We start from the raw sequence: 24380 nt of genomic DNA on the forward strand, positions 1-24380 counted from the left end.
AGGGCTCCTGAGGGGGAGGGGATTCGCCACGCCAGCGACTGATCCTTGGGGTGTTCAGGACGGGCTGTCAAACGGGGGAAACGAATTTCCGGAATTCGTCACAGCGAGCACCTTGAAAAGATCCCCCATCTGGTCAGGCGCGGCCAGCCGTTCGACGGCGTCGCGGATCGCCTCCTGTTCGCTGTGGGTTTTACCTGCACCAAGGGCACCGGCCCGTTCCAGAAGACCAGTGCGAAGCAGGAATTCGCCCTGGGTCAGCGGCGCAAGAGCGCGGGCACCTGCCCGCACTGCGGCCGCCGCCAATGCCTCGAAATTCACGTGGGCGGTCAGATCCGCTTCTCCCGGCTGAGCCAGGACGTCGTCATAGGCGTGCCTGTAAAGTGCTTGCAGCGTGTCGCCGGCAGCAGTCTTCAGATACCCGTAGTCAATGACGAGTGCTGCACCGCCGCTATCTGCAATCCGCCGGCCGATTTCTTCGGCGATCGCATTGGCTGCGGGCTGGGTTTCGAAGATCGTGCCGTCCGGTGCAGTGGAAAGGCCAGCGGGCACAGCGTCATCGGGCAGACGGGCGGTGCCAACACCGAAGATCAGCTCTCCGTGCTGCGAAAGCCCGATCTGGCGTTCCTGCCAGCCGTGTTCGGTCTTGACGAACTGATGGATCGGCAGGGCGTCGAAAAACTCGTTGGCAACCAGGATCAGCGGGCCGTCCGGAACGTCCTGGAACCGGTCGCGAAACTGCGGTTTCAACGGACCGCGCGCCAGCGTCGCTGACTGCATGTCCCTCAGTCGCTGGCTGGTCTCAACCAGGTTCAGACGAGCCGCCTTCACAAAGGCAGGACGCAGGGCTGCCATCCGCAAGAGGTCGGACATCAGTGTGCCGCGACCAGGCCCAAGTTCGACCAGCTGAAATTCCGCGGGCTCTCCAAGTGCCTGCCAGGCGGACAGGCAGGCTGCCCCGACGAGTTCGCCGAACATCTGGCTGACTTCGGGTGCTGTGACGAAATCGCCCGCGGTGCCGAACGGTTCGCGCGTCATGTAGTAGCCGGCGTCCGGGTCCCCGAGGCAAACGGACATGTATTGTGCGACCGAAAGCGGGCCCTCGGTTTCGATCCGTGCCTTGATCCTGTCTTTCAGTCCCGTCACGCCGCGGTTGCTCCGGTCCGGCACCGGGCGGCCCAGATCATGGTTGCGAGACCCGCCAGGATCATCGGTACGGACAGCAGTATGCCCATGGTGAGAAAGCCGCTCAGATAGCCGATATGGGCATCCGGAACCCTGTAGAGTTCTGCTATCGACCGGGCGATGCCGTAGCCGAAGGCAAAGGCACCGGCAAGAAAGCCGGGCTTTTGCAAAAGCTTGAAGCGCCGGCTGAGCACCATCAGAACCAGAAACAGCACGATGCCTTCGAGCGCGGCTTCATAGAGCTGGCTTGGATGACGGGGATCCGGTCCGCCGTTCGGAAAAACCACGGCCCAGGGTACATCCGTCGGCCTGCCCCAGAGCTCGGAATTGATGAAATTGGCGATACGGCCGAAGAACAGGCCGATGGGAGCCGCACAACCGGCAAGGTCGAACAGGGTCCAGATCGACAGGCCGCGTTTCCAGGCAAACAGGATCATCGCGATGACGGTGCCGGCAAAGCCGCCGTGGAAGGACATGCCACCGGTCCAGATCTCGAGCGCTTCAGCCGGGTGGGCGATATAATAGCCCGGATTGTAGAACAGCACGTAGCCGAGGCGGCCGCCGATGATGATACCGAGCGTTCCCCACAGCACGAAGTCGTCGATCTCGAGCTGTGTGGGACGGGCAATGCCACCCCACAGCCGGTCGTTGGCCACCAGCAGACGCATGTAGCGCCAGGCCAGCAGAATGCCGACGATATAGGCAAGCGCGTACCAGCGCAGGGCAAAGGGCCCGAATTCGACGAGTACAGGATCGATTGCGGGAAAGGGCATAACCAGAACAGGCGGCACGGCAGAACCTTCCGATGGTGCGCGGGCGGGTTTCGGGCTGAACGCTTGCGCGATCTTGTCCGCCTCGTCAAGCCGACACGGGTTTGTCAGGCCGGTGGGGCGCTGCCCGCAAGAGGGTTCGGGAGATTGCTCCTGTTGATAGTGAATTCGGCTGCGGCGGAATTGGTCCTTGAAGTTCCCGCCATTCCCTCATACCTCTCTCCCATCGCATGTTTTTCCGATCAAGGAGGGTCCGATGACCCAAGGCCCGAACCGTCTTCTCGATGATTTTGCCAAGCTGATGACCGACGCCGCCGGTGTTGCCCAGGGTGCCCGCCGCGAGGTGGAGACCGCCTTCCGTGCGCAGGCCGAGCGTTTCCTGTCCGACATGGACGTGGTTTCGCGCGAAGAGCACGAAGCGGTCAAAGAGATGGCAGTGCGCGCTCTGGACCGGATCGACGAGCTCGAATCGCGGATCGCCAAACTCGAAAATCCGGAATCCGGCGCTGCTGGAGACGCTTAACCCGATTTGTTGACGTCGATGTGAGCGTTTTCTGTTAATAGTTGATGACAGAATTACGACGCGTGAACATGGCGGGTTTGCGTTGATTTTGGGCAGTGTGATGAAAAATACCGCTGAGTCGTCCACAAGTTTCGGCTTTTTTCGCTCAATTGGTATGTATCGCTTAAGTCAATCCTGCTCCTATACTGAAAGATAACAGGGATTCGTCGGAGCAAGACGGAACCGGTTCCCTTCTAAAAGGGCCGTAACAGGACGCGTTTTGCTCCTCCGGCATGGGACTTTTCCCGGCGGCCCGCCCGGTTATCGTGATCGGGTTCAAGGCCCCCGGCTCAGAAGGGGAGTAGGCACATGAGCCTCATCGAGCTTGAACTCGAGCGACCTGGTAATCCCGTTGACACCATCGAGACGTTCGCCGCCTTGAACGACTGGACGTTCGAAAGGTCGGACGAAGACGAGATCACCATATCCCTGGAGGGGAGCTGGTGTGATTACCACGTCTCCTTCTCGTGGATGGAGGAAGTCGAAGCCCTTCATCTTGCCTGCGCTTTTGACCTCAAGGTCACCGAATTGCGCAAGACGGAAGTTGTCCGTCTGCTCGCACTGGTCAATGAACAGCTCTGGATGGGCCACTTCGATCTCTGGAACAAGGAGAACGTGGTGATGTTCCGGCAGTCGCTGCTTCTTGCGGGCGGTGCGGAGGCCTCCTCGGCACAGATCGAGGGAATGCTGACAAATGCCCTTGAAAACTGCGAACGTTTCTATCAAGCCTTTCAATTCGTCGTCTGGGCCGGTCATTCGGCAGCCGAGGCGTTGAATACGGCCTTGTTTGAAACCGCAGGAGAAGCATGAGCTTTTCAAAGGAACGGCCTTTCCTTCTTGTCGGAGCCGGCAAGATGGGCGGGGCAATGTTATCAGGCTGGATGGCGGAAGGGATCGATCCCGCCGCCATCGTGGTCAGCGACCCGCGTCTTTCCGAAGAGATGGACGCCCTCCTCAAGAAACACGGCATCCGCCATGTGACTTCGGTCCCGGATGACCTTACGGCTGGCATCGTGCTGGTGGCGATCAAGCCACAGCTCATGGACCAGGTCCTGCCCGGGCTGAAGTCTGCCGTTGCTGCAGACACGCTCGTGCTGTCGATTGCGGCTGGTACTCCGGTTGCCAAATTCGAGGAATACTTCGGCAAGGTGCCGATCTGCCGCTGCATGCCGAACACACCGGCCATGGTCAAACGCGGCATCACGGCGGTGTATCCGACTGAGGCAGTTTCCGCTTCTTCCCGCGAAGATGTCACCAAGCTTCTGTCGGCGGTCGGAAAGGTGGTCTGGCTCGACAGCGAAGACCAGATCGATCTGGTGACCGGTGTCAGTGGTTCGGGCCCAGCCTATGTTTTCTTCCTTGCAGAAGCCTTGAGCGAAGCGGGCAAGCAGGCCGGGCTTCCCGAAGAGATAGCTCATGAGCTGGCCGTTGCCACGGTGTGCGGGGCAGGGGAGCTGATGCACCAGTCCGGTGAACATCCCTCCATCCTGCGCCAGAACGTTACCAGCCCGAACGGCACGACGGCTGCTGCGCTTGACGTGCTGATGCACGCCGAAGGATTGCAGCCGGTTATGAGCGAGGCGGTTGCCGCCGCCGTCAAACGCGCGCGGGAGCTGGCCGGCTGAGGTCATCCCGGCAACACGGGTTTAATCAGACAAAAGGCCGCCGGAACTCCGGCGGCCTTTTGGTTACCTGGCCCGAAAGCCGAAGGGCCTTTGAGCCGCATGGCGCGGTTACTGCGCGTTGATGGTCGAAACGGCAAGATTGGTCAGCTTGCTGTTTGCCGCCTTTTCCTGGTCGAGAATGCCGGTCAGCAAGTCGTGGGCCTCCTCGTGGCCGAGGACCTTGGCCCATTCGCGCAGTGTCCCGTAGCGGGCGATCTCATAATGCTCGACCGCCTGGCAGGCGGCCAGCAATGCTGCGTTCTTGGCCGCGCCGCTCGCCTCGCTGATGATGCCGTCGGTTTCCTTGATAAGGCCTTCAATGGCATCGCACTTCTCGCCTTCCGGCTTCTTTCCGAGCGACTTGAAGACCTGTTCCAGAACCTTGACCTGGGATTTCGTTTCTTCCAGATGCTCACCGATCGCATCCTTCAGTTTCTTTCCGTTTGCAGCTTCCTGCAGTTTCGGCATGGTCTTGGTCATGGTTTTTTCGGCGTAGTAGATGTCCTGAAGCGTATGCTCGAAAGCATCGGCAAGCGTTTTCATGGGGCGTCCTTTCACAAGATGCGCTTGGCCCGGGGCGGGGCTCGGCAAAGGTCTGTCAAAGCCACCCGGAGACGATCGGCGCGATGCTCCGTTTCAACGGGGCTTCGCGTGGGGGAACCGATCGCTCGGGCGGAACAGGCCATGAGAAAGGTGACCGGGAGTCCTTCCGGACGCTCCGTAAACGGTCTCAGGCCCGTCAGTTCAGGAAACGCCGTGCCAGTCGGTTTGGTTCCTGTTCGGTGCCTGCATTTGCCTGAGAACCGCGTTCCTGGAGGGGCGTTCCGACAGCCTGCGGCAGCGGGCCGCCCTTTTCTGAAAGCATCTGCGATCCTATGTTGAGGGCAGAAAACACACAGGAGGGCCAGCAATGGCGACCGCGAAGACCAAGCAGAAGATCCTGAAGACCTTTCTCGATCTGTTGTCGGAACATCCTTATGAAGACGTCTCGCTGCCGTTGATCGCCGAGACGGCCAAGGTCAAGCTTTCCGAAATGCGCAGCGCCTATGCCTCCAAGCTGAAGCTGGTTGCCGCCTTCCTGGAACAGATCGACACCGCTGTTCTGGACGAACGCGACGAGGATATGGGCGACCAACCCCCGCGCGATCGCCTGTTCGACATCCTGATGAGCCGCATAGACGCCATGGCCGAACACAAGGAAGCCGTGCGTGCGCTCCACAAGGCGGCGCGAAAGGATCCCGCCCTTGCGCTTGACTTCAACGCCCTTGAAGTGCGCTCGCAGAAATGGATGCTGATCGCTGCCGGGATCGATGTTTCCGGGGTCAAGGCAACCGTCGTTGCCCAGGGTCTCTCCGTTGCCTTTGCCCGTGTCATCGGCGTTTGGCTGGACGAGGAAGACGAAGGCATGCCGCGCACCATGGCGCGCCTCGACAAGGAACTGGACAAGGGCACGTCCTTCATGAAGCGGCTGAACAAGCTGGACGGCGTCGCAAAAGGCATCCGGTCGTTCTTCCGCAAGGCATCTGAACGCTCTGGCCGCCGCGGTGACAGGGCGGAAAGTGGCCGGGAAGACACAGACCTCGGCGGAGAGGCCCCGGCAGGCGCCTGAGCGCTGCCCGGGCCTTGCGAACAGTCATCTGACCGTCCATGGTCGCTCGCGGAACAAAAGGAATGTTTTCGTGAGCGATCAGATCAGTTTTGACGATTTCCTGAAAGTGGATGTGCGTGTCGGCCGCGTTATCAAGGCCGAGGAATTTCCCGAAGCACGCAAGCCTGCCTACAAGATGCAGATCGATTTCGGTCCGGAAATCGGCATCAAGAAAACCTCTGCACAGATCACCAAACACTACACGCCGGAAACCCTGGTCGGAAAGCTGGTGATGGCGGTGGTCAACTTCCCGCCGCGCCAGATTGGCCCCGTCATGTCCGAAGTGCTGACGCTCGGCGTTCCGGATGCTGATGGCGAAGTGGTGCTTTTGTCGCCGACCAAGGACGTTCCGATCGGCGGTCGGCTTTACTGATCCTGCGCACCTGACCCCCGTCTCCAGGGGCAAGCTCGTTTCAGAGTTGCAGATTTCGCGCAAGCCGGTTCTGGCGTTCGATCACCCTCGGCAGGTCGATCGTGGTGATCTGACCGTCGTTGACGACCTGACGGCCCTCCACGAACAGGTGTTTGACGCGTGTCGGGCCGGCGAGCAGCAGGGCCGCCGGATCCCAGCTGCCCGCGCTTTCTATGCCGGAAACATCCCACAGTGCGATATCTGCACGTTTGCCGAGGGCGAGCCGGCCGCAGTCCGGTCGGTTGAGCACATCGGCTCCGCCACGCGTCGCGATTTCCAGGGCTTCGCGAGCAGACATGGCATCCGCACCGTTGGCCACCCGTTGCAGCAGCATCGACTGGCGCGCTTCCAGGACCAGGTTGCCGGCATCGTTGCTGGCCGAACCGTCAACACCAAGGCCAACCTTCACCCGGTTGTCGCGCATTGCGCGAACAGGGGCAATGCCGCTGCCAAGCCGGCAGTTGGAGCAGGGGCAATGGGCAACGCCTGTGCCGCTGCCGGCGAACAACCGGATTTCCCGATCATCCAGCTTGACGCAATGGGCGTGCCAGACATCCGGCCCGGTCCAGCCGAGATCCTCGGCGTATTGACCCGGTCGGCAGCCGAATTTTTCCTGCGAGTAGGAAATGTCCTCATCGTTTTCCGCAAGATGGGTATGAAGCATAACCTTCTTGTCGCGAGCCAACAGAGCCGCATCGCGCATCAGGTCCCGGCTGACCGAGAAGGGTGAGCAAGGCGCAAGGCCGACACGAACCATCGCGCCTTCTGACGGGTCGTGAAAGGCGTCTACGACGCGAATGGAATCTTCCAGAATGCTGGCTTCCCGTTCAACAAGACTGTCGGGCGGAAGGCCGCCGTCGCTTTCGCCAATACTCATGGCGCCGCGGGTCGGGTGAAAGCGAAGGCCGATCTCTCTTGCGGCGGCGATGGTGTCATCAAGCCGCGACCCGTTGGGATAGAGGTAGAGATGATCGGAGCTGAGCGTGCATCCGGAGAGTGCCAGTTCGGCAAGTCCGGTCTGCGCGGAAACGAACATTTCCTCCGGGCCGAAGCGGGACCAGATCGGGTAAAGGGTCTGCAGCCAGCCGAAAAGCAGGGCGTCCTGGCCACCGGGAACGGCTCTGGTCAAGCTCTGGTAGAGATGATGGTGCGTGTTCACAAGGCCGGGTGTCACGACGCAGCCACGAGCGGACAGCGTTTCGCCGGAGGTCTCCAGATCTTTGCCGATTTCCGCAATCACGCCATCACGCAGACGAATGTCGACGGCCGACAGTTCCCGGCGGTCGTCATACATCGTGAGGACGGTATCAGCATTTTTCAGGAGAATTTCAGGCATGGTGCATTCCTCAAATCCCCGTCTCATCGGAATGCGCTCGGCTGGTGGAAAACGGGGGCAAGAACCAGCAAGCCATTTGGTAGAAAATTGATGTTTGCCCAGTCAACCGGAAATTGGGTGGCGATTGTGTTCAATCACCTTGAAAGACTTTCAAATGAAACAAACTGGTGGCTGAAAAGGCAAGTCTCACGGCCAGTATGGCGGCGAATTCCTGCCTGGAAAGTAAAGTTTTCCTATGCCGGGATACGCAGCCGTGCCCGCAAGCCGCCCATTGGACTGTCTTCGAGATAGAGATCGCCGCCATGGGCACGGGCAATGTCACGGGCGATGGCAAGGCCGAGACCGCTGCCGGTTTCATCCATGTTACGAGCAAGATCCAACCGGTGGAAGGCCCTGAAGGCAATCTCGCGCTGGTCTTCGGGAATGCCCGGGCCGTCGTCGTCGACGGTGATGGTGATCCAGCCTCTGTCGACCCGGCCGAGTACTTCCACCCGGTTGCCGTACTTGCAGCCGTTGGTGACCAGGTTGGAGAGGCAGCGCTTCATCGACAGGCGCCGGATCTCGACTTCCGGGTCGCCTTCGAACCGGGTCCTTACATCGTGGCCCGAGATCTCCGCTTCTTCTTCCAGTTCCTCCAGAAGCAGCGACAGGTCGGTCTTCTGGATGTCCTCGTCGCCATCGCCGCTGGCAAAGGCCAGATAATCCTCGAGCATGTGGCTCATCTCGTCGACATCCTTGCGCATCGCCTCGCTTTCCGGCGAGCCGCCGAGGAACGCGAGCTGCAGCCTGAGACGCGTCAGAATGGTCCTGAGATCGTGGCTGACACCTGCAAGCATGGTGGTGCGCTGCTCGATCTGCCGCTCAATACGTCGTCGCATGTCGATGAAGGCAAGGCTCGCCTGGCGAACTTCGCGTGCGCCGCTGGCCCGAAAGTTCTCCACCGGCCGCCCCCTGCCGAAGGCCTCTGCCGCATTGGCAAGGCGCACGATCGGGCGGATCTGATTGCGCAGGAACAACAGGGCGATGATCACCAGAACCAGCGACGTGGAGAACATCCAGACCAGGAAGATGTGCGAATTGGAGGCGTAGGTCTGGCTGCGCCTTGTGAAGACACGCAGGATGGAATCCTTCAACTGGATGCGGATTTCGACGAAGCGGGACCGGCCGACCGTATCGATCCAAAACGGTTTGCCGATGCGCTGCCCGATCGCCTGGCTCAGTTCCTGGTCGATGACGTCGAAGAAAGGTTTGGGCGTCGGAGGGGGCAAGGGCTCAAGCGGTGTCACCGTCATGGACATGCCGAGTGCCCGCGAGGCGAGTTCCTCGATGTTGGCGTAGTCCGGATCCTGCGGATAGTTCTCCAGAACATAGACCACGGCCGCAATTTCGCGCACCACGGCTTCCGACATCCTGCGCGAAACAAGCTGGTAGTGCCGCTCCATGAACACGAAGACGAGCACCGACTGCAGGATCACGATGGGGGCGACAATAATCAGGAAGGTTCGGGTGAACAGGCCCTTCGGCATGACCCGGTACATGAGCCTGGCGACCTGACGATAGACCGCCATCAGCGGTTTCAGGGGAACCGTCAGGGGAACGAGCCGGAAGAAGCTGTCGAGTCTCGCCATTTGTTTCCGGCTCAGTCGCACGCGAGCCTGTATCCGATGCCGCGCACCGTCTGCAGGTAGATCGGGTTTCCCGGATCCGTTTCGATCTTGCGGCGCAGCCGGTTGATCTGGACGTCGACCGTCCGTTCGCCCAGGCCGCTATCATCACCGACGATCTTGTGGCGAGGAACGGTCGCGCCCGGTTGCTCGGCGAAAATTGACAGGATCTGCTTTTCCCTGTCGGTCAGGCGCACCATGGCCTCGCCATTCTTGAGTTCACCCCGGGAAGAATTGAACGAAAACGGGCCGAAGCGGATCTCTTCGCTGACAATAACCGGCTGCTGGTTGCCACGGCGCAGGATCGCGGCAATGCGCAGCATCAGTTCCCGCGGTTCGAACGGCTTGGAAAGGTAATCATCAACACCGGCTTCCAGTCCGGCGATCCGGTCCGGGGCCTCGGAGCGCGCGGTGAGCATCAGGATCGGGACGGAAGAGTCCTGGCGCAGGGAAACAGCAAGTTCCAGACCGGTCTCACCCGGCATCATGACATCGAGGATGATCAGGTCGAACTCCAGCCCGGACAGGCACGTGCGGGCTTCGGCCGCATGGGCGGCGGCGGTCACACGATAGCCGTTCTCCTTGAGCAACCTGGACAGAAGGTCCCTGATGCGCTTGTCGTCGTCGACCAGGAGAATGTGGTTGGCGTTGTCGTCAGGCACCTGGGCATTCATGTCGGCTTTGTCGTCCTTTTGTGACCTCTGCCGGTCAATCCTTCAGATCGTAGAGACTGCGTATCAGCTGCAGGATCTGAGGCCGCGCTTCGGGGTCGATCATTCGGAGCAGAAACCTGCGGATAATTTCGTCGCTGCCATCTGGCAATCCAATTAGGGCGCGTTCAAGGCGCTTTTGCTGCAGGCTGGTAAGGTCCACAGCAAGGGCGTGTCCGCGTTCGGTGGTATAGAGCAGTCTCTGCCGCCTGTCGTGATGGCCTTCGCGCTGCTCGATGATGCCCGCGTCCACCAGTTGCTTGAGCACCCGGCCAAGGCTCTGCTTCGTGATCCGGAGAATGCCGAGAAGGTCAGTGACCATGATCCCCGGATTGCGATCCACAAAATGCAGAACACGGTGGTGTGCGCGGCCGAACTCGTACTTGGCCAGTACGTCATCCGGGTCACCGGTGAAGTCGCGATATGCGAAAAAAAGAAGCTCGATAAGGTCGTAGGACAGCGCGTTGGCGCCATCCGTATCGTTCCCTTCGGGCTGTCTGGGCCGAACCTCGTCCGTATCCCGTCTGAGGGGCGGTTGGTCCGGTTTGAAATTTACGTCAGTCATATTGACTTAATTCTGGTCGATTGTTACTTCTATCCGGTCGCGAACGAAATGATCGGTCTTTTTGATGCATTTTCACGCATCAGATGATAAACGAATCCTATCATCGTCGCCGCGGCCATCAGGATACCGATAGTTGGCGTGCTGTGCAAAAAATACAGCGGTAAAAAAGGCGCAAGTCTTTGGCGTCATTTGCCTCTGTTAAAGAGAAAACAAAACAACGCTCATAGAGCGAGCGGGAGATGAAAAATGGCTGGAACGCCTTTTGATCAGCTCAGTGGTGATATCTGGTACGACGGCACTTTCGTGCCTTGGTCGGAAGCCAAACTGCATGTTCTCAGCCACGGGCTTCACTACGGCAGCAGCGTGTTCGAAGGTGAGCGTGCTTATGGCGGCCGGATCTTCAAGTCCGAAGAGCATACGGAGCGCCTGCTTGCATCGGCGCGCATGCTCGGTTTCGAGATCCCGTACACTGCTGAACAGATCAACGCTGCCAAGGAAGAAACCCTGGCGCGCATGAACCTGACCGATGCCTATATCCGTCCCGTCGCCTGGCGCGGCAGCGAGATGATGGGTATTTCGGCTCAGCACAACACCATTCACCTGGCGATCGCCACCTGGGAATGGCCGAGCTATTTCAAGCCGGAAGAGCGCCTGAAGGGCATTCGCCTGGATATGGCCGAATATCGCCGTCCGGCGCCTGCAACGGCACCGTTCAAGGCGAAGGCCGCCGGTCTCTACATGATCTGCACCATCTCCAAGCATGCCGCGGAAGCCAAGGGCTACACCGATGCGCTGATGCTGGACTGGCGCGGTCAGGTGGCCGAGGCGACCGGCGCCAACGTGTTCTTCGTCAAGGACGGCAAGATCCATACGCCGACGCCCGACTGCTTCCTGAACGGCATTACCCGCCAGACGGTGATCGGACTGGCACGCGACCGCGGTATCGAGGTTGTCGAGCGTGTGATCATGCCGGAAGAGCTGCCGGAATTCGAACAGTGCTTCGTTACCGGAACGGCCGCTGAAGTGACGCCGGTTTCCGAGATTGCCGGAAATACCTATCAGGTCGGCGATATCATCAAGACCCTGATGCAGGACTATGATGCTGCTGTGCGTCCGCAAACTCCGGCCCTGCAGGCCGCAGCAGGCTGACAGAACAGCCGCACGGCGAGGACCCAGAGAGGCGGGCATTGGCCCGCCTTTTATTTTGCGGTGATGTCGGAATGCGCAGTCAAAAGGAGCTTGCCGAGTAACTTGGCGCGTTCCACCGACCGGTCGCCATGAAGCGGCCAGGTCTGCGTCAGACCTTCCAGAAGAAGCGAGAGTTCGATTTCACAGCCCGCAAGTCCTGTTGCGCTGGCGGCGAGGCCGGCCACCTGTGTCTTGTGTTCCTTCAGGAGATCAAACAGCTTCTCGTCATGGGGAGCAGATGCCACAGCGGCATGGAACAGGCAGCCCCTAGTGGTTTCGGTTTCCATCCAGCTGGCGACCCGGTCGAGGATTTCTCCAAGAGCTTGTTCCGGATCGGCCGGCAAGTCGCCAAACACCAGTTTCAGGTAGCGCCGGTGCCGATGCTCCAGGGCCGCGTAGACCATGTCTTCCCGCGACGGCACGTATTTGTACAGCGTGCGAAGGCTTACGCCCGCCGCATCTCTCAAATCTCCCACGCTTGGTGAGGCAAAGCCGTTTTCGGCAAATGCCCGCTCAAGTCCCGAAGCGATCCTGGTCATGGTGTCGGTCATGCTTGACTATGTAGAATGATCGTTCTACATGTGACAAGTAGAACGATCATTCTACCAAAGGAAAGCGTATGGCGATCCCCGAAAAGATGAGCGGTGTCGTGCTGATGGGGCACGGCGGACTTGAGAAGTTGGTCTGGCGGACGGACCTGCCGGTTCCCGTGGCCGGGAAGAACGAGGTTCTGATCCGTGTCGGTGCGTCTTCGGTCAACAATACCGATGTGAACACCCGAACGGGGTGGTATTCCAAGGCCGTGCGTGGCGACACCGCCTCCGGCGCGGCTGACGGATATTTGGCCGACACCGGAGCGGATGGCAGTTGGTCCGGCAAGCCTTTGTCCTTCCCGCATATTCAGGGTGCCGATTGTTGTGGTGAAATCGTTGCGGTTGGCGAAGGCGTCCCGGCGAGCCGGATCGGCGAACGGGTTCTGGTGCGGGCGCTCCAAACTGTCAAAGCAGATGGCCAGGAACCTGCAATCTGGACCTTCGGGTCAGAGACAAACGGTGGATTTGCACAATACGCAACGGCAAGATCTCACGATGCGCTTGCGATAAACTCCCGTCTGAGTGACGTCGAACTGGCTTCGTTTCCCTGCGCCTTTTCCACGGCTGAAGGAATGATGCAACGTGCTGGCGTCAAGGCTGAGCGTGTGCTGATCACAGGAGCGTCCGGCGGGGTCGGCTCTGCGGCGATCCAGCTTGCCAAGCGCCGGGGAGCGCATGTCACGGCGGTTACCAGCGGGGAAAAAGCAGCCGACTTGCGGCTTCTTGGAGCCGACGAAACACTGGATCGGGACGCGGTTCCGCTCCAACAGTCCTTTGACGTCGTGCTGGATCTTGTTGGCGGCGCTTCCTGGGGCAAGCTGATCGATGCGCTTTGCAACAGAGGGCGCTACGTCACATCGGGTGCGATAGCCGGGCCGATTGTGGAACTGGATCTTCGGACGCTTTACCTGCGTGACCTTACGCTTCTTGGAAGCACCTATCAGCCGGACAACGTGTTTCAGGATCTGGTGACCTACATCGAAGCGGGCGAGATCCGGCCGGTGGTCGCTGAAACCTATCCCTTGCGCGAGCTGCGTGCCGCGCAGGAAAAGTTCCTGGAAAAAGCCTTCATCGGAAAAATCGCGATTGATGTCGGCGCGTGAGGCGCCGACATCAACATCTCATTCTCAGCCCTGGGACTGCTTGTCGTGCATGGCGTGGAACATGCGGCCACGCTCGGCGTAGAGAATGCAGCCGATGGCACAAAGTCCATAGACTGTGTAGGCGAGGCCAAGGGGCTGGGTCGTGCCATCGAAAAGCTGCCCCATGATGTACCCCAGGATCGCGCCGCCAAGCGTCGAAATGGTGCCGATGACGGAGGAAGCGGTTCCGGCGATGGCGCCGAGCGGTTCCATGGCCATGGCATTGAAATTAGCACCCAGGAAGCCGAAGCTGGTCATGATCAGCGTTGCCAGTATCATGAACGCCCAGAAGTTCTCCAAACCTAGAAACGCCAGAATCCACACGATAAATCCGAGCGCGGTGTAGACGACCGCGGCCCCATGGGAGAGCCGCCGCATGCCGATGGCTTCCACCAGCTGCGCGTTGGTGAAGGACGCACCGGCCATGGTGATGGCAATGGCAGCGAAGACGATCGGGAACAGCGTCCCAAGGCCGAAAATGTCGACAAAGATCTGCTGCGACATGGCCAGGAACGAGAACAGGCCGCCGAAAATGAATGCGGTGCCGACGGTGTAGCCAAGGCTCACGCGGGTGGTCAGAGCCGTCATATAGGCGCTGACGATGGTGGAGACTTCCATCGGGCGGCGGTTTTCGACCGCCAGGGTTTCCGGCATCCTGAGGGCGGACCAGATCATCATCGCGACGCCGTAAATGAGCAGAAGCGCGAAGATCCAGTGCCAGCCGGCAATCAGGAGAACTGCCTGGCCGATGGAGGGCGCGACCACGGGAACGGCCATGAAGACCATCATCACCAGTGACATGACCTTGCCCATGCGCCTGCCGGTGTAGCAATCGCGCACGACGGAAAGCGCCGTGACGCGGGCAGCCGCACAGCCGATGCCCTGAAGGACGCGCGCGATCAAAAGCGTGTCGAGATCCATCGCGAAGATGGCGCCGATACTGGCAAGGCTGTAAAGCGCGAGGCCGCCGACCAGGATGCCGCGCCGCCCCAGCGCATCTGTTACCGGGCCGAAGAAGAGCTGCGCCCCGCCAAAACCCACCAGATAGGACAGGAGCACAAGCTGGCGGTTGTTCTCCTCAATGATGTTGAGTGCATCGCCAATCGCGGGCAGGGCCGGCAGCATGACGTCGATGGCCATGGCATTCAGCGCCATGATCATGGCGATGATGGCAACAAACTCGGCAAAGGGAATGCCTGGCTCGCGCAGAACTTCGGAAGAAGAGCCTGAAGCACCCTTTTCTGCCGCCGGCGTTGCGGCGGCTGTGCCGGAGGGTTCACTGTCGTGTTTCACGGGGTCGGACCAATTCAAATGTGTGGGCTGCCGGGGCAGCCGCAAAGCTTGAGAATGGGAAAGAAGCGGCAGAGCGGCCTTGAATCAATAGCAGACTATTCGCTTGTGCAGCTCAGGTCCAGCGTGCGGCGTCCGTGTCGTCTTCGGTTTTCGCTTCCACCCAGGCTCCGGTGCCGCCTTCCGCAGGGTGTTCCTTCTTCCAGAAGGGGGCGCGGGTTTTCAGGTAGTCCATCAGGAAGTCGGCAGCCTCGAACGCGGCCCGGCGGTGGGAAGAGGCAGCGATCACCAGAACGATGTTATGTCCTGGTGCGATCTTGCCGAAGCGGTGGATCACGGTAAGGCCCGTCAGCGGCCAGCGCTCTGCCGCTTCGCCGGCAATCCGGGTCAATTCGGCTTCGGCCATGCCGGGGTAGTGTTCCAGTTCCAGTGCCGCCAGGGTTCCGGCTTCATCCCGGCACAGACCTGTGAAGGTAACCAGCGCACCTACGTCCTTGCGTCCTTCTGTAAGACGAAGGCTTTCGGCCTGCAGGTCGAAGTCTTCTGCCTGGACGCGGACAAGCGGGGTCGCGGACATCGTTCAGCCGCCTGTCATGGGCGGAAAGAAAGCAACTTCCCGGGCATCGCCAAGCACAGCGTCGGTTTCCACATGCATCTGGTCAAGTGCGACGCGAATGGCGTCTTCTTCCTCGAACGCGGCGGCGTGATTGTCGTCGAGTGTCTTCAGATGGGAGATCAGATCAGCAACTGTCGCAACCGATGCCGGAACCTCGATGGTTTCCTCTTCGACGCCGACCCGTTCACGGACCCAGGCGAAATAGCGGATGTTCATGAAACCTCCAGGTGGTGTGCGGTCAGGGCCGGAATGAAGGCACCTATTCCGTTATCAGATGGCCGATGCCGGCCCGGAAATAATCGTACCCCGTATATAGGGTAAGCAGGGCGGCGAGCCAAAGTGCCACGAGGCCTGTTTGCGTCGTATAGGCGAACACGGTGTCGCCCGCCGGGCCAGCAAGCAGAAAGGCGACAGCGATCAACTGGACGGTGGTCTTCCACTTGGCAAGCTTGGTAACGGGAACGCTGACCTGCAGTTCGGCCAGAAATTCGCGCAGTCCCGAGACCAGGATTTCCCGGCACAGGATGATGATTGCCGCGATCATGGTCCAGCCGTAGATGGTTCCGTCACCGGCCAGCATCAGCAGGCTGACGGACACCAGCAGCTTGTCGGCAATCGGGTCGAGCATGCGCCCGAGCGCGGACTGCTGTTGCCAGGCCCGCGCCAGGTAGCCATCGAAGAAATCGGTGATCGCTGCCAGAACGAACAGCGCAAGCGCAACCCAGCGAGCTGTGTTGCCTTCGAAATAAAAAACAGACCGCAACCGCAGGAACCGCCAATATGCGCCCATAGGTGAGGAGATTGGGCAGGCTCAGGACAATATTTCGTTTCATGTCGGCTTTCGGATTTCGGGCTGAACCCGGCGCTCTCGGCCCGGGATACGGGTTCCCGGCAGCGCCCTGACTATTCATTTCCGGTGAAGATCCGGTCCTTGCTCAATCGAATATGCTATCGCCGACCTGGTCAATCATCAATTTGGCCTTGCGGATCATCTCGTTGGCCGCAGCTTCCTCGTCCGGCAGCGTGTCTGCACGAATGAAGGTATGCACCTTGGTTGTCTCGCCAACCTGCTTTTCAATCCGGCCGCTGACCTGCCATTGGCCGTTCGACAGCTGGGGCTGAGCGACGATCAGGTAACCGTCATAGTCCACCGTCGTTGCCTTAGAGGCGCCTTTGTTGCCGTCTCCGGAAGAGCCGAAAAGGGATTTGAACATCTTGCCGAGCATCTGAGGCCTCAATCCGTTTCATTTGCCCCCTTTTACGAGGGGCGGGGAAGGGCTTCAAGGGGAGAGGCCGGAGAAGCTTGCGGGAATTTGCATTCTTCAGCGCAAGGTGATGGCGCAGAGGCATCTCGTCCGGCCTGCTTACGTGTTCGGCGGCGTGACGTTCCTGCGTTGACCGGCTTGAAGACCTAGCGATCGAGTACGACGAAACCCTGACGTTCGAAGGCTTCGCGCGCGTCGGGGCCCTGGAGATAAGCTAGAAACTCTTCTTCCGCGGGTGAGGCCCGATTTGCCAGATCCGCCACCGGATACACAATTGGCGGATGGCTTTCTGCCGGAAAGGTTCCAACGACAGTCACATTGTCCTCTGCTACGGCGTCCGTGGCATAGACAATGCCGTAGGGCGCTTCGCCCGTTGCCACCAGCGCAAGCGCGGAACGGACATTGTCCGACTGCGCTACCTTTGGTTCCGCATCGTCCCACAGCCCGAGGCTTTGCAGGGCTGCCTTGCCGTAGATGCCTGCAGGCACCGCATCGACCAAAGCCATGGCAAGACGGTTGTCGCCCAGAATTTCGGGGAGGTTCAGATCGGCCGAAATATCGAGTGGCTTTGCTTCACGGCCATGTGCAATCAGGACGAGGGAATTGTTCAACAGGTCGAACCGGGTGCCGGCCTCCAGCAGCCCGTCCTTTTCCAGAACATTCATCCAGTCCGGATTCGCCGAGATGAAGATGTCCGCCGGTGCTCCCTGCTGGATCTGCCGCGCCAGCGCCGAAGAGCCCGCAAGTGATATCACCAGATCGTGTCCGGTGGCTGCTTCGAAACGCTGTTCGATCTCTTCCAGGGCGTCCGCCAGGCTTGCTGCGGCAAAAACAGTGACTTCCCCTGCTGCCGCAGTGGTTGTCTGAGCCGCAAGGCCTGCAAGAAAGGCCGCACCAGCCAGAGAGCGCAAGCAGGCGAAGAGACTGGAATTGGACATGCAGCTGGTTCCTCAAAATTGCGATATGTTTCTTTGGGAATATCGCAGGCGAAGCTGCCAAAAGGCAAGCGTTATATTCCGTCGGGAATATCGCTCAGCAGGGTTTTCAGTTTTTCGATGTGCGGGTCTCCGGCGGCACGCGCCTTCAGTTCAATCGCGCGATACTCCTCGAGAACGGCGAGGCCGGTCTCGGTAATCTGCGCCCCACCGCCTTTTGCACCGCCGCGGCTGCGTTCCACGAGGGGGGAGCGGAACATGGCATTGAGTGTTTCCACTAGTTGCCAGGCCCGCTTGTAGCTCATGCCCATCTCACGGCCCGCGGCCGCTATCGATCCGGTGCGCTGAATGCGTTCCAGCAACTCGGCCTTGCCGGGGCCCATCATTTCGTCCGGGCCGAACACGAGGCGGATGCGGAACCGGGGACTGCTGTCTTCGTCTCTCATGCGCCGATATTGACCTTGCCGGCCACGCCTGGACAAGGCGCAAATTTCGGTTCCGCGGGTTTGTCCAAGTGTGCCGGCGAGGTCGTCGCCGACGGATTGGCTCAGCGTACGGTAGACCAGGGGAATCCCGGACCGGTGCGCAGGTACCGCGCACCGGCTCGTTTGGTCTATTCGGCAGCCTCTTCCATTGGGCTCTGCCGCACTGTGGCAAGCTCGCTTGCATCTTCCCAGCCGGGAGCATCGTCGAAGGCGACAACGGGGCGCTGTTTCTTCCGGTTGAGCAACAGTCTGGTGGCGTCCCGCTTGGCATAATGACCCGCCGGATCGGCAGCTGCCTTGGCGAAGGCAATCATGCCGAGGTCGATGTCCGCAAAGACGAGGCCTTCTTCGTCCTGAGCGATCTGAGTGCCGATTTCCTGTCCGTCCGGGGCGTAGATGCGGGTATAGCCGCCGCCGAGCGGGCATAGCGCTTCCTTTTCCGGATCGCCCTGGCAGAGCTCGTCCTGGATGTCCCTGGTGACCAGCGAGCAGGGTGCAAGCACGAAACAACCGCCTTCAACCGCGTAGATCATCGACGCCGCGTTATTGACTTCGTGGCCAAGGGCGTAGGCCGTGCCCTTGTAGAGGTGGAGATTGGGCCAGGCGGCACAATGGATCTGCTCGTTCTGGGCATACATGGCGTATTTCGACAGCGGTTGCAGGTGTTCCCAGCAGGCCAACTGGCCAATGCGGCCGAGGGAGGTTTCGACCACGGCAAGATCAGAGCCGTCGCCTTCGCCATAGACCGTGCGTTCCACGTGGGTGGGTTTCAGCTTGCGCCGGCGGTTCACGACCGTGCCGGTCTCGTCGAAATGCCATTGGGCTATGTAAAGCGAGCCGCCGTCACGTTCCGAGCAGCCCATGGAAAGCTGGATGTTGTTTTTCCGGCAGGCGTCGGCCAGGCGCTTTTCATGGTCCGAACCGGCGACGATGGAATTTTCGAAATAGCGTCCGGCAAACTGCATCTGCCAGGCGACGGGGCCGAGCCAGATGTAGTTTGGATAACCGGGCAGCCAGGTTTCGCTGAAGGCGACCAGTCTGGCACCGGCTGACGCAGCTTCCTCGATCAGGCGCACGGCCTTGTCGATGCCGGCATCAAGATCGAGAAAACAGGGGGCAGCCTGGACGGCTGCGACTTTGAATTGCTTGGTCATGTGATGTCCTCCTAGGCCTCCCAGCCTGCCGGAGTGACGAAGAGATTACTTTTGCCCCTGAGCCAAAAAACTTGCGTTTTTGGGCAGACTGCCGAAAATCGACCCGTCGAACACGGAAACGGATATGAGCGGCCAGGCCTCATACAGCACAGTGGACATCGCCCCGCGCGATCGCTTCGCCTATTGGCGGGAAGCGGTTTGTGACTCTTATGTCCAGCTGGGCTGTGAAGCAGGCGAGGGCCCCGGTTTCGTCGGCAGTCTGGATATCGAGCGCCATTCGGCCCTGTCCGTTTCCAGAGTGTCCGGGACAGCCCACAGGGTGGTGCGGCGTCCGAGCGACATTCGGTCGGCGTCGGAAGCCGATTTCCTCGTCAGCCTGCAGACCGCAAACTCCTCGCGTCTGACCCAATTCGGAAAGACATCGGTGCTGCGTCCCGGCGACATGGTGGTCTATGACAGCACCCAGCCCTATTGTCTGGATCTGACGGAACCCTTCTCGCAAACGGTCCTGCAGTTCTCGAAGGCAAGTCTGCTCTCCCGATTGCCATTTGCCGAGACGCTCGGCGGAACCTGGATCGACGGGCAAAGCGACATCGGCCGTCTTGTGCGGGAGAGCATCCTGGCGTTTTCAGCCCACCTGAACAGCGGCTCTCCAGTGTTTGCCTCAACGCTTCAGGAAACACTTCTGGACCTTGTGGCGACCGGACTGGCGGGCAGCCGCAAGAGCGAGCTGGCGCTTTCGTCGTTCGATCGTCAGATCCTGCTCAGGGCACGCCGCTGCATTGCGCGCCGCATTCACGATCCGGAGCTGGACCGGAACCAGGTGGCGTCGGCCGCCGGACTGTCGGTACGGCGTCTCAACGCGATCTTCCAGTGCGAAGGGTCTTCGATCGCAGGCGAAATCCGGCAGAAACGGCTGGAGGTCGTTGCAGCGGCGCTGCATGACCCGAGATTTGCAGCGATGTCGATCAGTGAAATCGCGATGCGCTGCGGGTACAACAATCTGCAGCATTTCTCGACACTGTTTCGCAAGGCTTTTGGCCGTTCGCCCCGGCAGTACCGGGGCGAGGAAGAGTAATCGCGGTAAAGTGTCCCGCGAGGGTTAAATCAGGAAGAGGCCTTGGCTGACTTAAGCTCGTCGCGGATTTCGATCAGGACGTCGATTTCCGACGGGCCAGTCTTGACCTCAGGCTCGACGTCGTCCGGCTTTTCAGCCATGGACTTGATCCGGTTGACCGACTTCACAAGCATGAAGACGACAAACGCGATGATCATGAAGTTTATGCAGGACGTCAGAAAGGCGCCATAGGCGAAAACGGCGGCCCCGCTCTCACGAGCGGCGGCAAGACCGGTGCCGGCAGGAACCTCCCCGGACAGAACGACATACATGGAGGTGAAGTCGATGCCGCCGATGATGAGCCCGATAATCGGGTTGATCAGGTCATTGACCAGGCTGGTGACGATGGCGGTGAATGCTGCGCCGATGATGATGCCGACGGCAAGGTCCATGACGTTGCCCTTGGCGATAAAGTCGCGAAATTCCTTGATCATATGCATACCCCAAAAGTCTTCGGATCGCTGACCAGAGTGCGCGCGGTAGCACCTTCAACGAATTGGGCTGCGGCGGGGCTTCTCGTCAGAAAAACCGATAATCCTGCTCTGGGGGGCTTTGTCCATCACAAAGTGAGGGCACTGCGACCAGTCCGAGGTGCGGTGCTGAAAGGTTCCGAACGGAAAGTGGCGATCAGCCCAGCTTCCGCTCGCTCCAGTGACGGCGGCAGAGCGAGACATACTTGTCATTGCCACCAATAACGACCTGGTCGCCTTCCTCGACGATCTTGCCGTCCGCATCCAACCGGGCAACCATGGTTGCCTTGCGTCCGCACCAGCAGATGGTCTTGATTTCCTTCAGATTATCCGCAAGCGCCAGCAAGGCGGCGCTGCCGGGGAAGAGCTTTCCCTGGAAATCCGTTCTGAGGCCGAAGCACATCACCGGAATGCGCAGCGTGTCGGCCACCCGGGCGAGCTGCCAGACCTGGTCTTCCGTCAGAAACTGGGCTTCATCGACGAAGACCGCGTCGACCTTCTTCGCTTCGTCGGCGCGCAGTATGTGATCAAAGACGTTGTCAGCCGAGTTGAAGACATCGGCATCCGCTCCCAACCCGATACGCGATGCGATCCGGCCCTTTCCGCCCCGGTCGTCGAACGCGGCGATCAGGAGCAGCGTGTTCATCCCGCGCTCCTCGTAGTTATAGGCGGCCTGCAACAGCACGGTCGACTTGCCGGCGTTCATCGAGGAGTAGTTGAAATAGAGCTTGGCCATGCGGAACTTTGGGAATCGGTCTTGAAGTTGCGGGCAGTTTTCAGGAAACCACCCGGAGCCTCAAACACTTTCCGGTTGAAGTCACAGGCAATGTCGCAATTTTCAGGTGCCGGGCGCAGGTCGCCGAAGTCAGTTGGTCGGCGTCTGGGCGATCTCCACGATCAGCGGCAAATGATCGGAACCGATATCGGGGCCAAGCGAAACGTTGACGATCTGGATGTCCCCGGAGACAGCGAACTGGTCGACAGGCGCACCGAGGATCCAGTGCAGGCTGTAGTCGAAGAAGAAGCGCGTCGTCTGTGGCCATCCGTCCGGATAGGCCGTCTTCAGCCCGTTTCGTGTCAGTGTCTGCTGGAACCGGGCAGACCAGGGTGAACTGTTCCAGTCGCCGATCGCCACAATGTTGCTGCCGTTGTCGGCCTTCAAGGTATCGATGACGTTATCGGCCTCGTCGAAATAGCGGCGCTTGTTCTCCCAGCGGATCTTCGAACGTGGGCTGTCCGGATGAATGACCAGGAGATGCAGCGGAGCCGAGCCGGTGTCGACGGAGAGCGACAGCAGTTCCCTGTCGCCATCGTAATAGACATTGGCCCCGGGAGGGACATCGCCAGAGATGACACGGGTTTCTTCCGACGTCAGCGGAAAGCGGGAATAGACCGCCAGGCCGCCCAGGTCTCCGACCTTCAGGTATTCGGGAAATCCGTTCTTGCCGGCACCGCCGGCCGGCAGCCCTAAACGTTGCCAGCGGCGTTCCTGAAGCCACCACAGCACTTCCTGAAACACCACGACATCAGGCTGTTCCTTTTCCAAAAAGGCCTGCAAGACCTTGTCCCCCAGAAACAGGTGTTCAAGGTTGATGGAGACGATCTTGAGCGGACGGTCTCCCGGCGCGGCGGGACCAAGGGGCTTGGTGTTGGCAAGCGTGCGAGCTCCGGTGAACCCGGCCAGGCTGAGAAAGGCGATCACGGCCACGAACCAGGTCAACCGGTACAGCAGACGAAGCCGGTGGCGAACGAGGAAACCGGCCGCGCCGCCAAGACACCCAGCCAGGCCTGCGGCCAGAAACTGTCGCAGGAAGAAGCTCATGTTGTCCGCAAGCCAGACGTCCGGTGCCAGAAAGGCAAGCAGGCCGAGCACACTGACTGCAATGGCACCAAGGCTGCCGCACCAGCCGATCAGGGATAATACGCTATGGATCAGGGAACGCGGTTTAGCCTGGGGCTTTCGAAACATGGCAGCCTGGGTCCGATTTCATGAGAAGGCGGCTGTGCTTAGCACGGACTGTGCGGAAGGTGCGACCTGTTTTGCCGCAAAGTCAGTTCGCCTTTGCCTCGAGCGCTGCCAGCAGCGGCTGAATATGCGCTTGATAAGCCTTCCAGCGCCCGACGGACGAGCCATAGACAGGTCGGCGTGCCTGCTCTCGGCTGAAGGTGAAGATCTGGGTGGTCTCATCAGGGGGCTTCAGACAATCGTCGTCCCAGTCCAGGCCGGTATGGGCGAGCAGGGCCTGACTTTCCGTCTCATTGTCGCTGACAAGGCTTTCATAGGACTGATGCCTCAAGGCAACCGGCAGAACTTCTGACCAGTGGGCCATCAGATCACGGTAGAGATTGAAATAGCGACCGAGTGAAGCCTGGCTCTCATTGTAGGAATGATGCGGCGGTAGCGGCGTCATGTAGATCGAAAGACAGGTGTCTTCCGCGGTCCGCGTCACATGCACGAAACTGGCGTTGGGAAAAAGAAGGGCGAGAAGCCAGAGGTTTTCGAAATTGTGAGGCATCTTGTCGATTACACGGTGTGCTCTCTTGTCGATATCCTCCAGATGGGAGAGATAGCGGCGGCCGATGCGCTGAGCCTCCTGCCGTGTCATCTGACGGGCTGCCTCAAAGAGGCGCGGGTCGTGTATCCGGCCGGACGCCAGATCATGAATCCGATCGGGGATGAACTGAAGCTCCCCTGCGGCCCGTGCAGCGGGGTGCCGGCCGATGATCCGCTCGACCAGGGTCGTGCCGGAGCGAGGCATGCCGAAAACGAAAACCGGCCTGTCACTTGAAAGCGCCCAGTCCTTCCGTTGTTCGAAAAACTCCCGGTTAAAGATGGCCTTGCAGGTTTCCGCGAAGGCTTTCTGCACGCCCGGATCGTGGGCGGGGTAAAGGCCCGTCCGGTATCCGTCGAAAAAGGAAAATGCCTTGCCGGTGTCGCCTGCGGCGTCGCAGATCTTGCCTGCGGCAAACGCAAGACGGGTGACTTCGGCGGTTGCGGCGCCTTGTGGCAGGTTCGCAAGATGCCGTTCAATTCCGTCAAGGACACTCGCCTTGAGAGTTTCGTCCTGAACCTTGGCAGCCGCGGTCAGGATTGCGGGGTCGGAAGGGGCCTCTGTGAAAGCGATGCGAATATGGTTTTCAGCAATCTCCCGATTGCCGAGTGTCATTTCCAGTTCGAAGAGGCCCAGATGAGCACGTGGCGACTGCGGATCGGCCTTCAGAGCCTGCTCGAAGGCCTGCCGGGCAAGTCCGGAGCGCCGGAGATCGGCGTAGACTTCACCAAGGACGCGTTGCGCGTATTCAGACCCCGGTGCGAGCGACGCCCCCTTGCGCGCATGAGGCAGTGCGTCTTCACTGCGCCTCTCGATGTTGAGCGCACTTGCGAGTGTGGTGTGAACCACTGCTTCCTTTTTCGCGCCTTTTGCGGCCTCTTCCAGATGCGGGATCGCCTGCGCGGTCCGGCCGAAGGAAAGGCAGGCGATGCCCAGGCCATACCGTGCGCGGGCATTGCGCTGATCGTTCTGGAGCACTGCCTCCAGAAGCGCCTGAGCGCGGTCGAATTGTCCAGCTTGAAGAAGAGCAAAAGCTTGTTCGGTCGGATCTGGGTGCATC

At 60.1% G+C, this 24380-nt stretch carries 27 protein-coding genes and 1 pseudogene; 8 read left to right on the forward strand and 20 right to left on the reverse strand.

Features of this window, described 5'->3' with window-relative positions:
• Positions 1 to 54: 54 nt before the first annotated feature.
• Both ACP90_RS07395 and lgt read right to left on the reverse strand, forming a co-directional pair.
• Positions 55 to 1143, reverse strand: a complete 1089-nt coding sequence (locus ACP90_RS07395; protein WP_062491441.1) for a class I SAM-dependent methyltransferase — start codon at positions 1141 to 1143, stop codon at positions 55 to 57.
• Positions 1140 to 1955, reverse strand: a complete 816-nt coding sequence (gene lgt, locus ACP90_RS07400) for a prolipoprotein diacylglyceryl transferase (protein WP_062487655.1) — start codon at positions 1953 to 1955, stop codon at positions 1140 to 1142. The genes ACP90_RS07395 and lgt overlap by 4 nt, the downstream gene beginning before the upstream one ends.
• A 253-nt stretch (positions 1956 to 2208) precedes the next feature.
• On the opposite strand from lgt, the gene ACP90_RS07405 reads away from it, so the two are divergent.
• From ACP90_RS07405 to proC, 3 genes are all read left to right on the forward strand, one after another.
• Complete coding sequence (locus ACP90_RS07405; protein WP_022998083.1) at positions 2209 to 2475, forward strand: accessory factor UbiK family protein; 267 nt, start codon at positions 2209 to 2211, stop codon at positions 2473 to 2475.
• 348 nt (positions 2476 to 2823) lie between these two features.
• Positions 2824 to 3324 (forward strand): YbjN domain-containing protein, encoded by a 501-nt coding sequence (locus ACP90_RS07410; protein ID WP_022998082.1) that lies wholly within the window; start codon positions 2824 to 2826, stop codon positions 3322 to 3324.
• Entirely contained in the window at positions 3321 to 4139 is an 819-nt protein-coding gene (gene proC / locus ACP90_RS07415) for a pyrroline-5-carboxylate reductase (protein ID WP_022998081.1), read from the forward strand. Before ACP90_RS07410 ends, proC begins: the two co-directional genes overlap by 4 nt.
• A gap of 108 nt (positions 4140 to 4247) precedes the next feature.
• Here the strand turns inward: proC and ACP90_RS07420 are convergent, their stop codons facing one another.
• Positions 4248 to 4721 carry a ferritin-like domain-containing protein gene (locus tag ACP90_RS07420; protein ID WP_062487658.1) on the reverse strand — a complete coding sequence of 158 codons (474 nt, stop codon included), beginning with the start codon at positions 4719 to 4721 and terminating at the stop codon, positions 4248 to 4250.
• 367 nt (positions 4722 to 5088) lie between these two features.
• Here ACP90_RS07420 and ACP90_RS07425 point away from each other — a divergent pair, with 367 nt between their 5' ends.
• Both ACP90_RS07425 and ACP90_RS07430 read left to right on the forward strand, forming a co-directional pair.
• Positions 5089 to 5787 (forward strand): TetR/AcrR family transcriptional regulator, encoded by a 699-nt coding sequence (locus ACP90_RS07425; protein ID WP_055655868.1) that lies wholly within the window; start codon positions 5089 to 5091, stop codon positions 5785 to 5787.
• A 70-nt stretch (positions 5788 to 5857) separates the two neighbouring features.
• Entirely contained in the window at positions 5858 to 6199 is a 342-nt protein-coding gene (locus ACP90_RS07430) for a tRNA-binding protein (protein WP_022998077.1), read from the forward strand.
• Positions 6200 to 6239: 40 nt separating this feature from the next.
• Here the strand turns inward: ACP90_RS07430 and ACP90_RS07435 are convergent, their stop codons facing one another.
• From ACP90_RS07435 to ACP90_RS07450, 4 genes are all read right to left on the reverse strand, one after another.
• Complete coding sequence (locus tag ACP90_RS07435) at positions 6240 to 7574, reverse strand: 8-oxoguanine deaminase (RefSeq protein WP_062487660.1); 1335 nt, start codon at positions 7572 to 7574, stop codon at positions 6240 to 6242.
• A gap of 233 nt (positions 7575 to 7807) precedes the next feature.
• Entirely contained in the window at positions 7808 to 9142 is a 1335-nt protein-coding gene (locus ACP90_RS07440; protein ID WP_208984330.1) for an ATP-binding protein, read from the reverse strand.
• 71 nt (positions 9143 to 9213) lie between these two features.
• The gene (locus ACP90_RS07445) at positions 9214 to 9912 is read right to left on the reverse strand and encodes a response regulator transcription factor (RefSeq protein ID WP_022998074.1); all 699 of its coding nucleotides are present in this window, start codon (positions 9910 to 9912) and stop codon (positions 9214 to 9216) included.
• A gap of 34 nt (positions 9913 to 9946) precedes the next feature.
• Positions 9947 to 10513 (reverse strand): MarR family winged helix-turn-helix transcriptional regulator, encoded by a 567-nt coding sequence (locus ACP90_RS07450; RefSeq protein WP_201030455.1) that lies wholly within the window; start codon positions 10511 to 10513, stop codon positions 9947 to 9949.
• A 246-nt stretch (positions 10514 to 10759) separates the two neighbouring features.
• Here ACP90_RS07450 and ACP90_RS07455 point away from each other — a divergent pair, with 246 nt between their 5' ends.
• Entirely contained in the window at positions 10760 to 11662 is a 903-nt protein-coding gene (locus ACP90_RS07455) for a branched-chain amino acid aminotransferase (RefSeq protein WP_022998071.1), read from the forward strand.
• Between the two features lie 50 nt (positions 11663 to 11712).
• On the opposite strand, the gene ACP90_RS07460 is transcribed toward ACP90_RS07455, so the two are convergent.
• Positions 11713 to 12240, reverse strand: coding sequence for a TetR/AcrR family transcriptional regulator (locus ACP90_RS07460; RefSeq protein WP_235814890.1), 528 nt, complete (start codon positions 12238 to 12240; stop codon positions 11713 to 11715).
• Positions 12241 to 12320: 80 nt separating this feature from the next.
• Here ACP90_RS07460 and ACP90_RS07465 point away from each other — a divergent pair, with 80 nt between their 5' ends.
• Positions 12321 to 13397 carry an alcohol dehydrogenase family protein gene (locus ACP90_RS07465; RefSeq protein ID WP_062487664.1) on the forward strand — a complete coding sequence of 359 codons (1077 nt, stop codon included), beginning with the start codon at positions 12321 to 12323 and terminating at the stop codon, positions 13395 to 13397.
• Between the two features lie 24 nt (positions 13398 to 13421).
• Here ACP90_RS07465 and ACP90_RS07470 read toward each other — a convergent pair whose 3' ends face one another.
• From ACP90_RS07470 to ACP90_RS07505, 8 genes and pseudogenes are all read right to left on the reverse strand, one after another.
• The gene (locus ACP90_RS07470; RefSeq protein WP_286145761.1) at positions 13422 to 14645 is read right to left on the reverse strand and encodes a multidrug effflux MFS transporter; all 1224 of its coding nucleotides are present in this window, start codon (positions 14643 to 14645) and stop codon (positions 13422 to 13424) included.
• A gap of 196 nt (positions 14646 to 14841) precedes the next feature.
• Entirely contained in the window at positions 14842 to 15303 is a 462-nt protein-coding gene (locus tag ACP90_RS07475; protein ID WP_055655859.1) for a molybdenum cofactor biosynthesis protein MoaE, read from the reverse strand.
• Between the two features lie 3 nt (positions 15304 to 15306).
• A complete protein-coding gene (gene moaD / locus ACP90_RS07480) occupies positions 15307 to 15558 on the reverse strand; it encodes a molybdopterin converting factor subunit 1 (RefSeq protein ID WP_062487668.1) in 252 nt (83 codons plus the stop codon).
• Between the two features lie 43 nt (positions 15559 to 15601).
• Positions 15602 to 16175 (reverse strand): annotated as a pseudogene (pgsA, locus tag ACP90_RS07485) (CDP-diacylglycerol--glycerol-3-phosphate 3-phosphatidyltransferase).
• A 102-nt stretch (positions 16176 to 16277) separates the two neighbouring features.
• On the reverse strand, positions 16278 to 16568 hold the full coding sequence (locus ACP90_RS07490) for an HlyU family transcriptional regulator (protein WP_022998064.1): 291 nt from the start codon (positions 16566 to 16568) through the stop codon (positions 16278 to 16280).
• A 185-nt stretch (positions 16569 to 16753) separates the two neighbouring features.
• Positions 16754 to 17545 carry a molybdate ABC transporter substrate-binding protein gene (gene modA / locus ACP90_RS07495; RefSeq protein WP_062487671.1) on the reverse strand — a complete coding sequence of 264 codons (792 nt, stop codon included), beginning with the start codon at positions 17543 to 17545 and terminating at the stop codon, positions 16754 to 16756.
• A 71-nt stretch (positions 17546 to 17616) separates the two neighbouring features.
• Positions 17617 to 17988, reverse strand: coding sequence for a winged helix-turn-helix domain-containing protein (locus ACP90_RS07500; protein WP_022998062.1), 372 nt, complete (start codon positions 17986 to 17988; stop codon positions 17617 to 17619).
• A 167-nt stretch (positions 17989 to 18155) separates the two neighbouring features.
• Positions 18156 to 19181 (reverse strand): carbon-nitrogen hydrolase family protein, encoded by a 1026-nt coding sequence (locus tag ACP90_RS07505; protein WP_055655853.1) that lies wholly within the window; start codon positions 19179 to 19181, stop codon positions 18156 to 18158.
• Between the two features lie 124 nt (positions 19182 to 19305).
• On the opposite strand from ACP90_RS07505, the gene ACP90_RS07510 reads away from it, so the two are divergent.
• Positions 19306 to 20259, forward strand: coding sequence for a helix-turn-helix domain-containing protein (locus ACP90_RS07510; protein ID WP_145915723.1), 954 nt, complete (start codon positions 19306 to 19308; stop codon positions 20257 to 20259).
• A 29-nt stretch (positions 20260 to 20288) separates the two neighbouring features.
• Here the strand turns inward: ACP90_RS07510 and mscL are convergent, their stop codons facing one another.
• The 4 genes from mscL to ACP90_RS07530 form a co-directional block, all read right to left on the reverse strand.
• Positions 20289 to 20732: a large conductance mechanosensitive channel protein MscL gene (mscL, locus tag ACP90_RS07515; RefSeq protein WP_055656740.1), complete on the reverse strand. Its 444-nt coding sequence runs from the start codon at positions 20730 to 20732 to the stop codon at positions 20289 to 20291.
• 193 nt (positions 20733 to 20925) lie between these two features.
• Positions 20926 to 21504: a thymidine kinase gene (locus ACP90_RS07520; RefSeq protein WP_022998058.1), complete on the reverse strand. Its 579-nt coding sequence runs from the start codon at positions 21502 to 21504 to the stop codon at positions 20926 to 20928.
• Positions 21505 to 21633: 129 nt separating this feature from the next.
• Positions 21634 to 22737: an endonuclease/exonuclease/phosphatase family protein gene (locus ACP90_RS07525; RefSeq protein ID WP_062487675.1), complete on the reverse strand. Its 1104-nt coding sequence runs from the start codon at positions 22735 to 22737 to the stop codon at positions 21634 to 21636.
• Positions 22738 to 22819: 82 nt separating this feature from the next.
• Positions 22820 to 24379, reverse strand: coding sequence for a tetratricopeptide repeat-containing sulfotransferase family protein (locus ACP90_RS07530; protein ID WP_062487677.1), 1560 nt, complete (start codon positions 24377 to 24379; stop codon positions 22820 to 22822).
• Position 24380: the final 1 nt, after the last annotated feature.

The sequence above is a fragment of the Labrenzia sp. CP4 genome, assembly GCF_001579905.1.
Taxonomy (GTDB): Bacteria; Pseudomonadota; Alphaproteobacteria; order Rhizobiales; family Stappiaceae; genus Roseibium; species Roseibium algicola.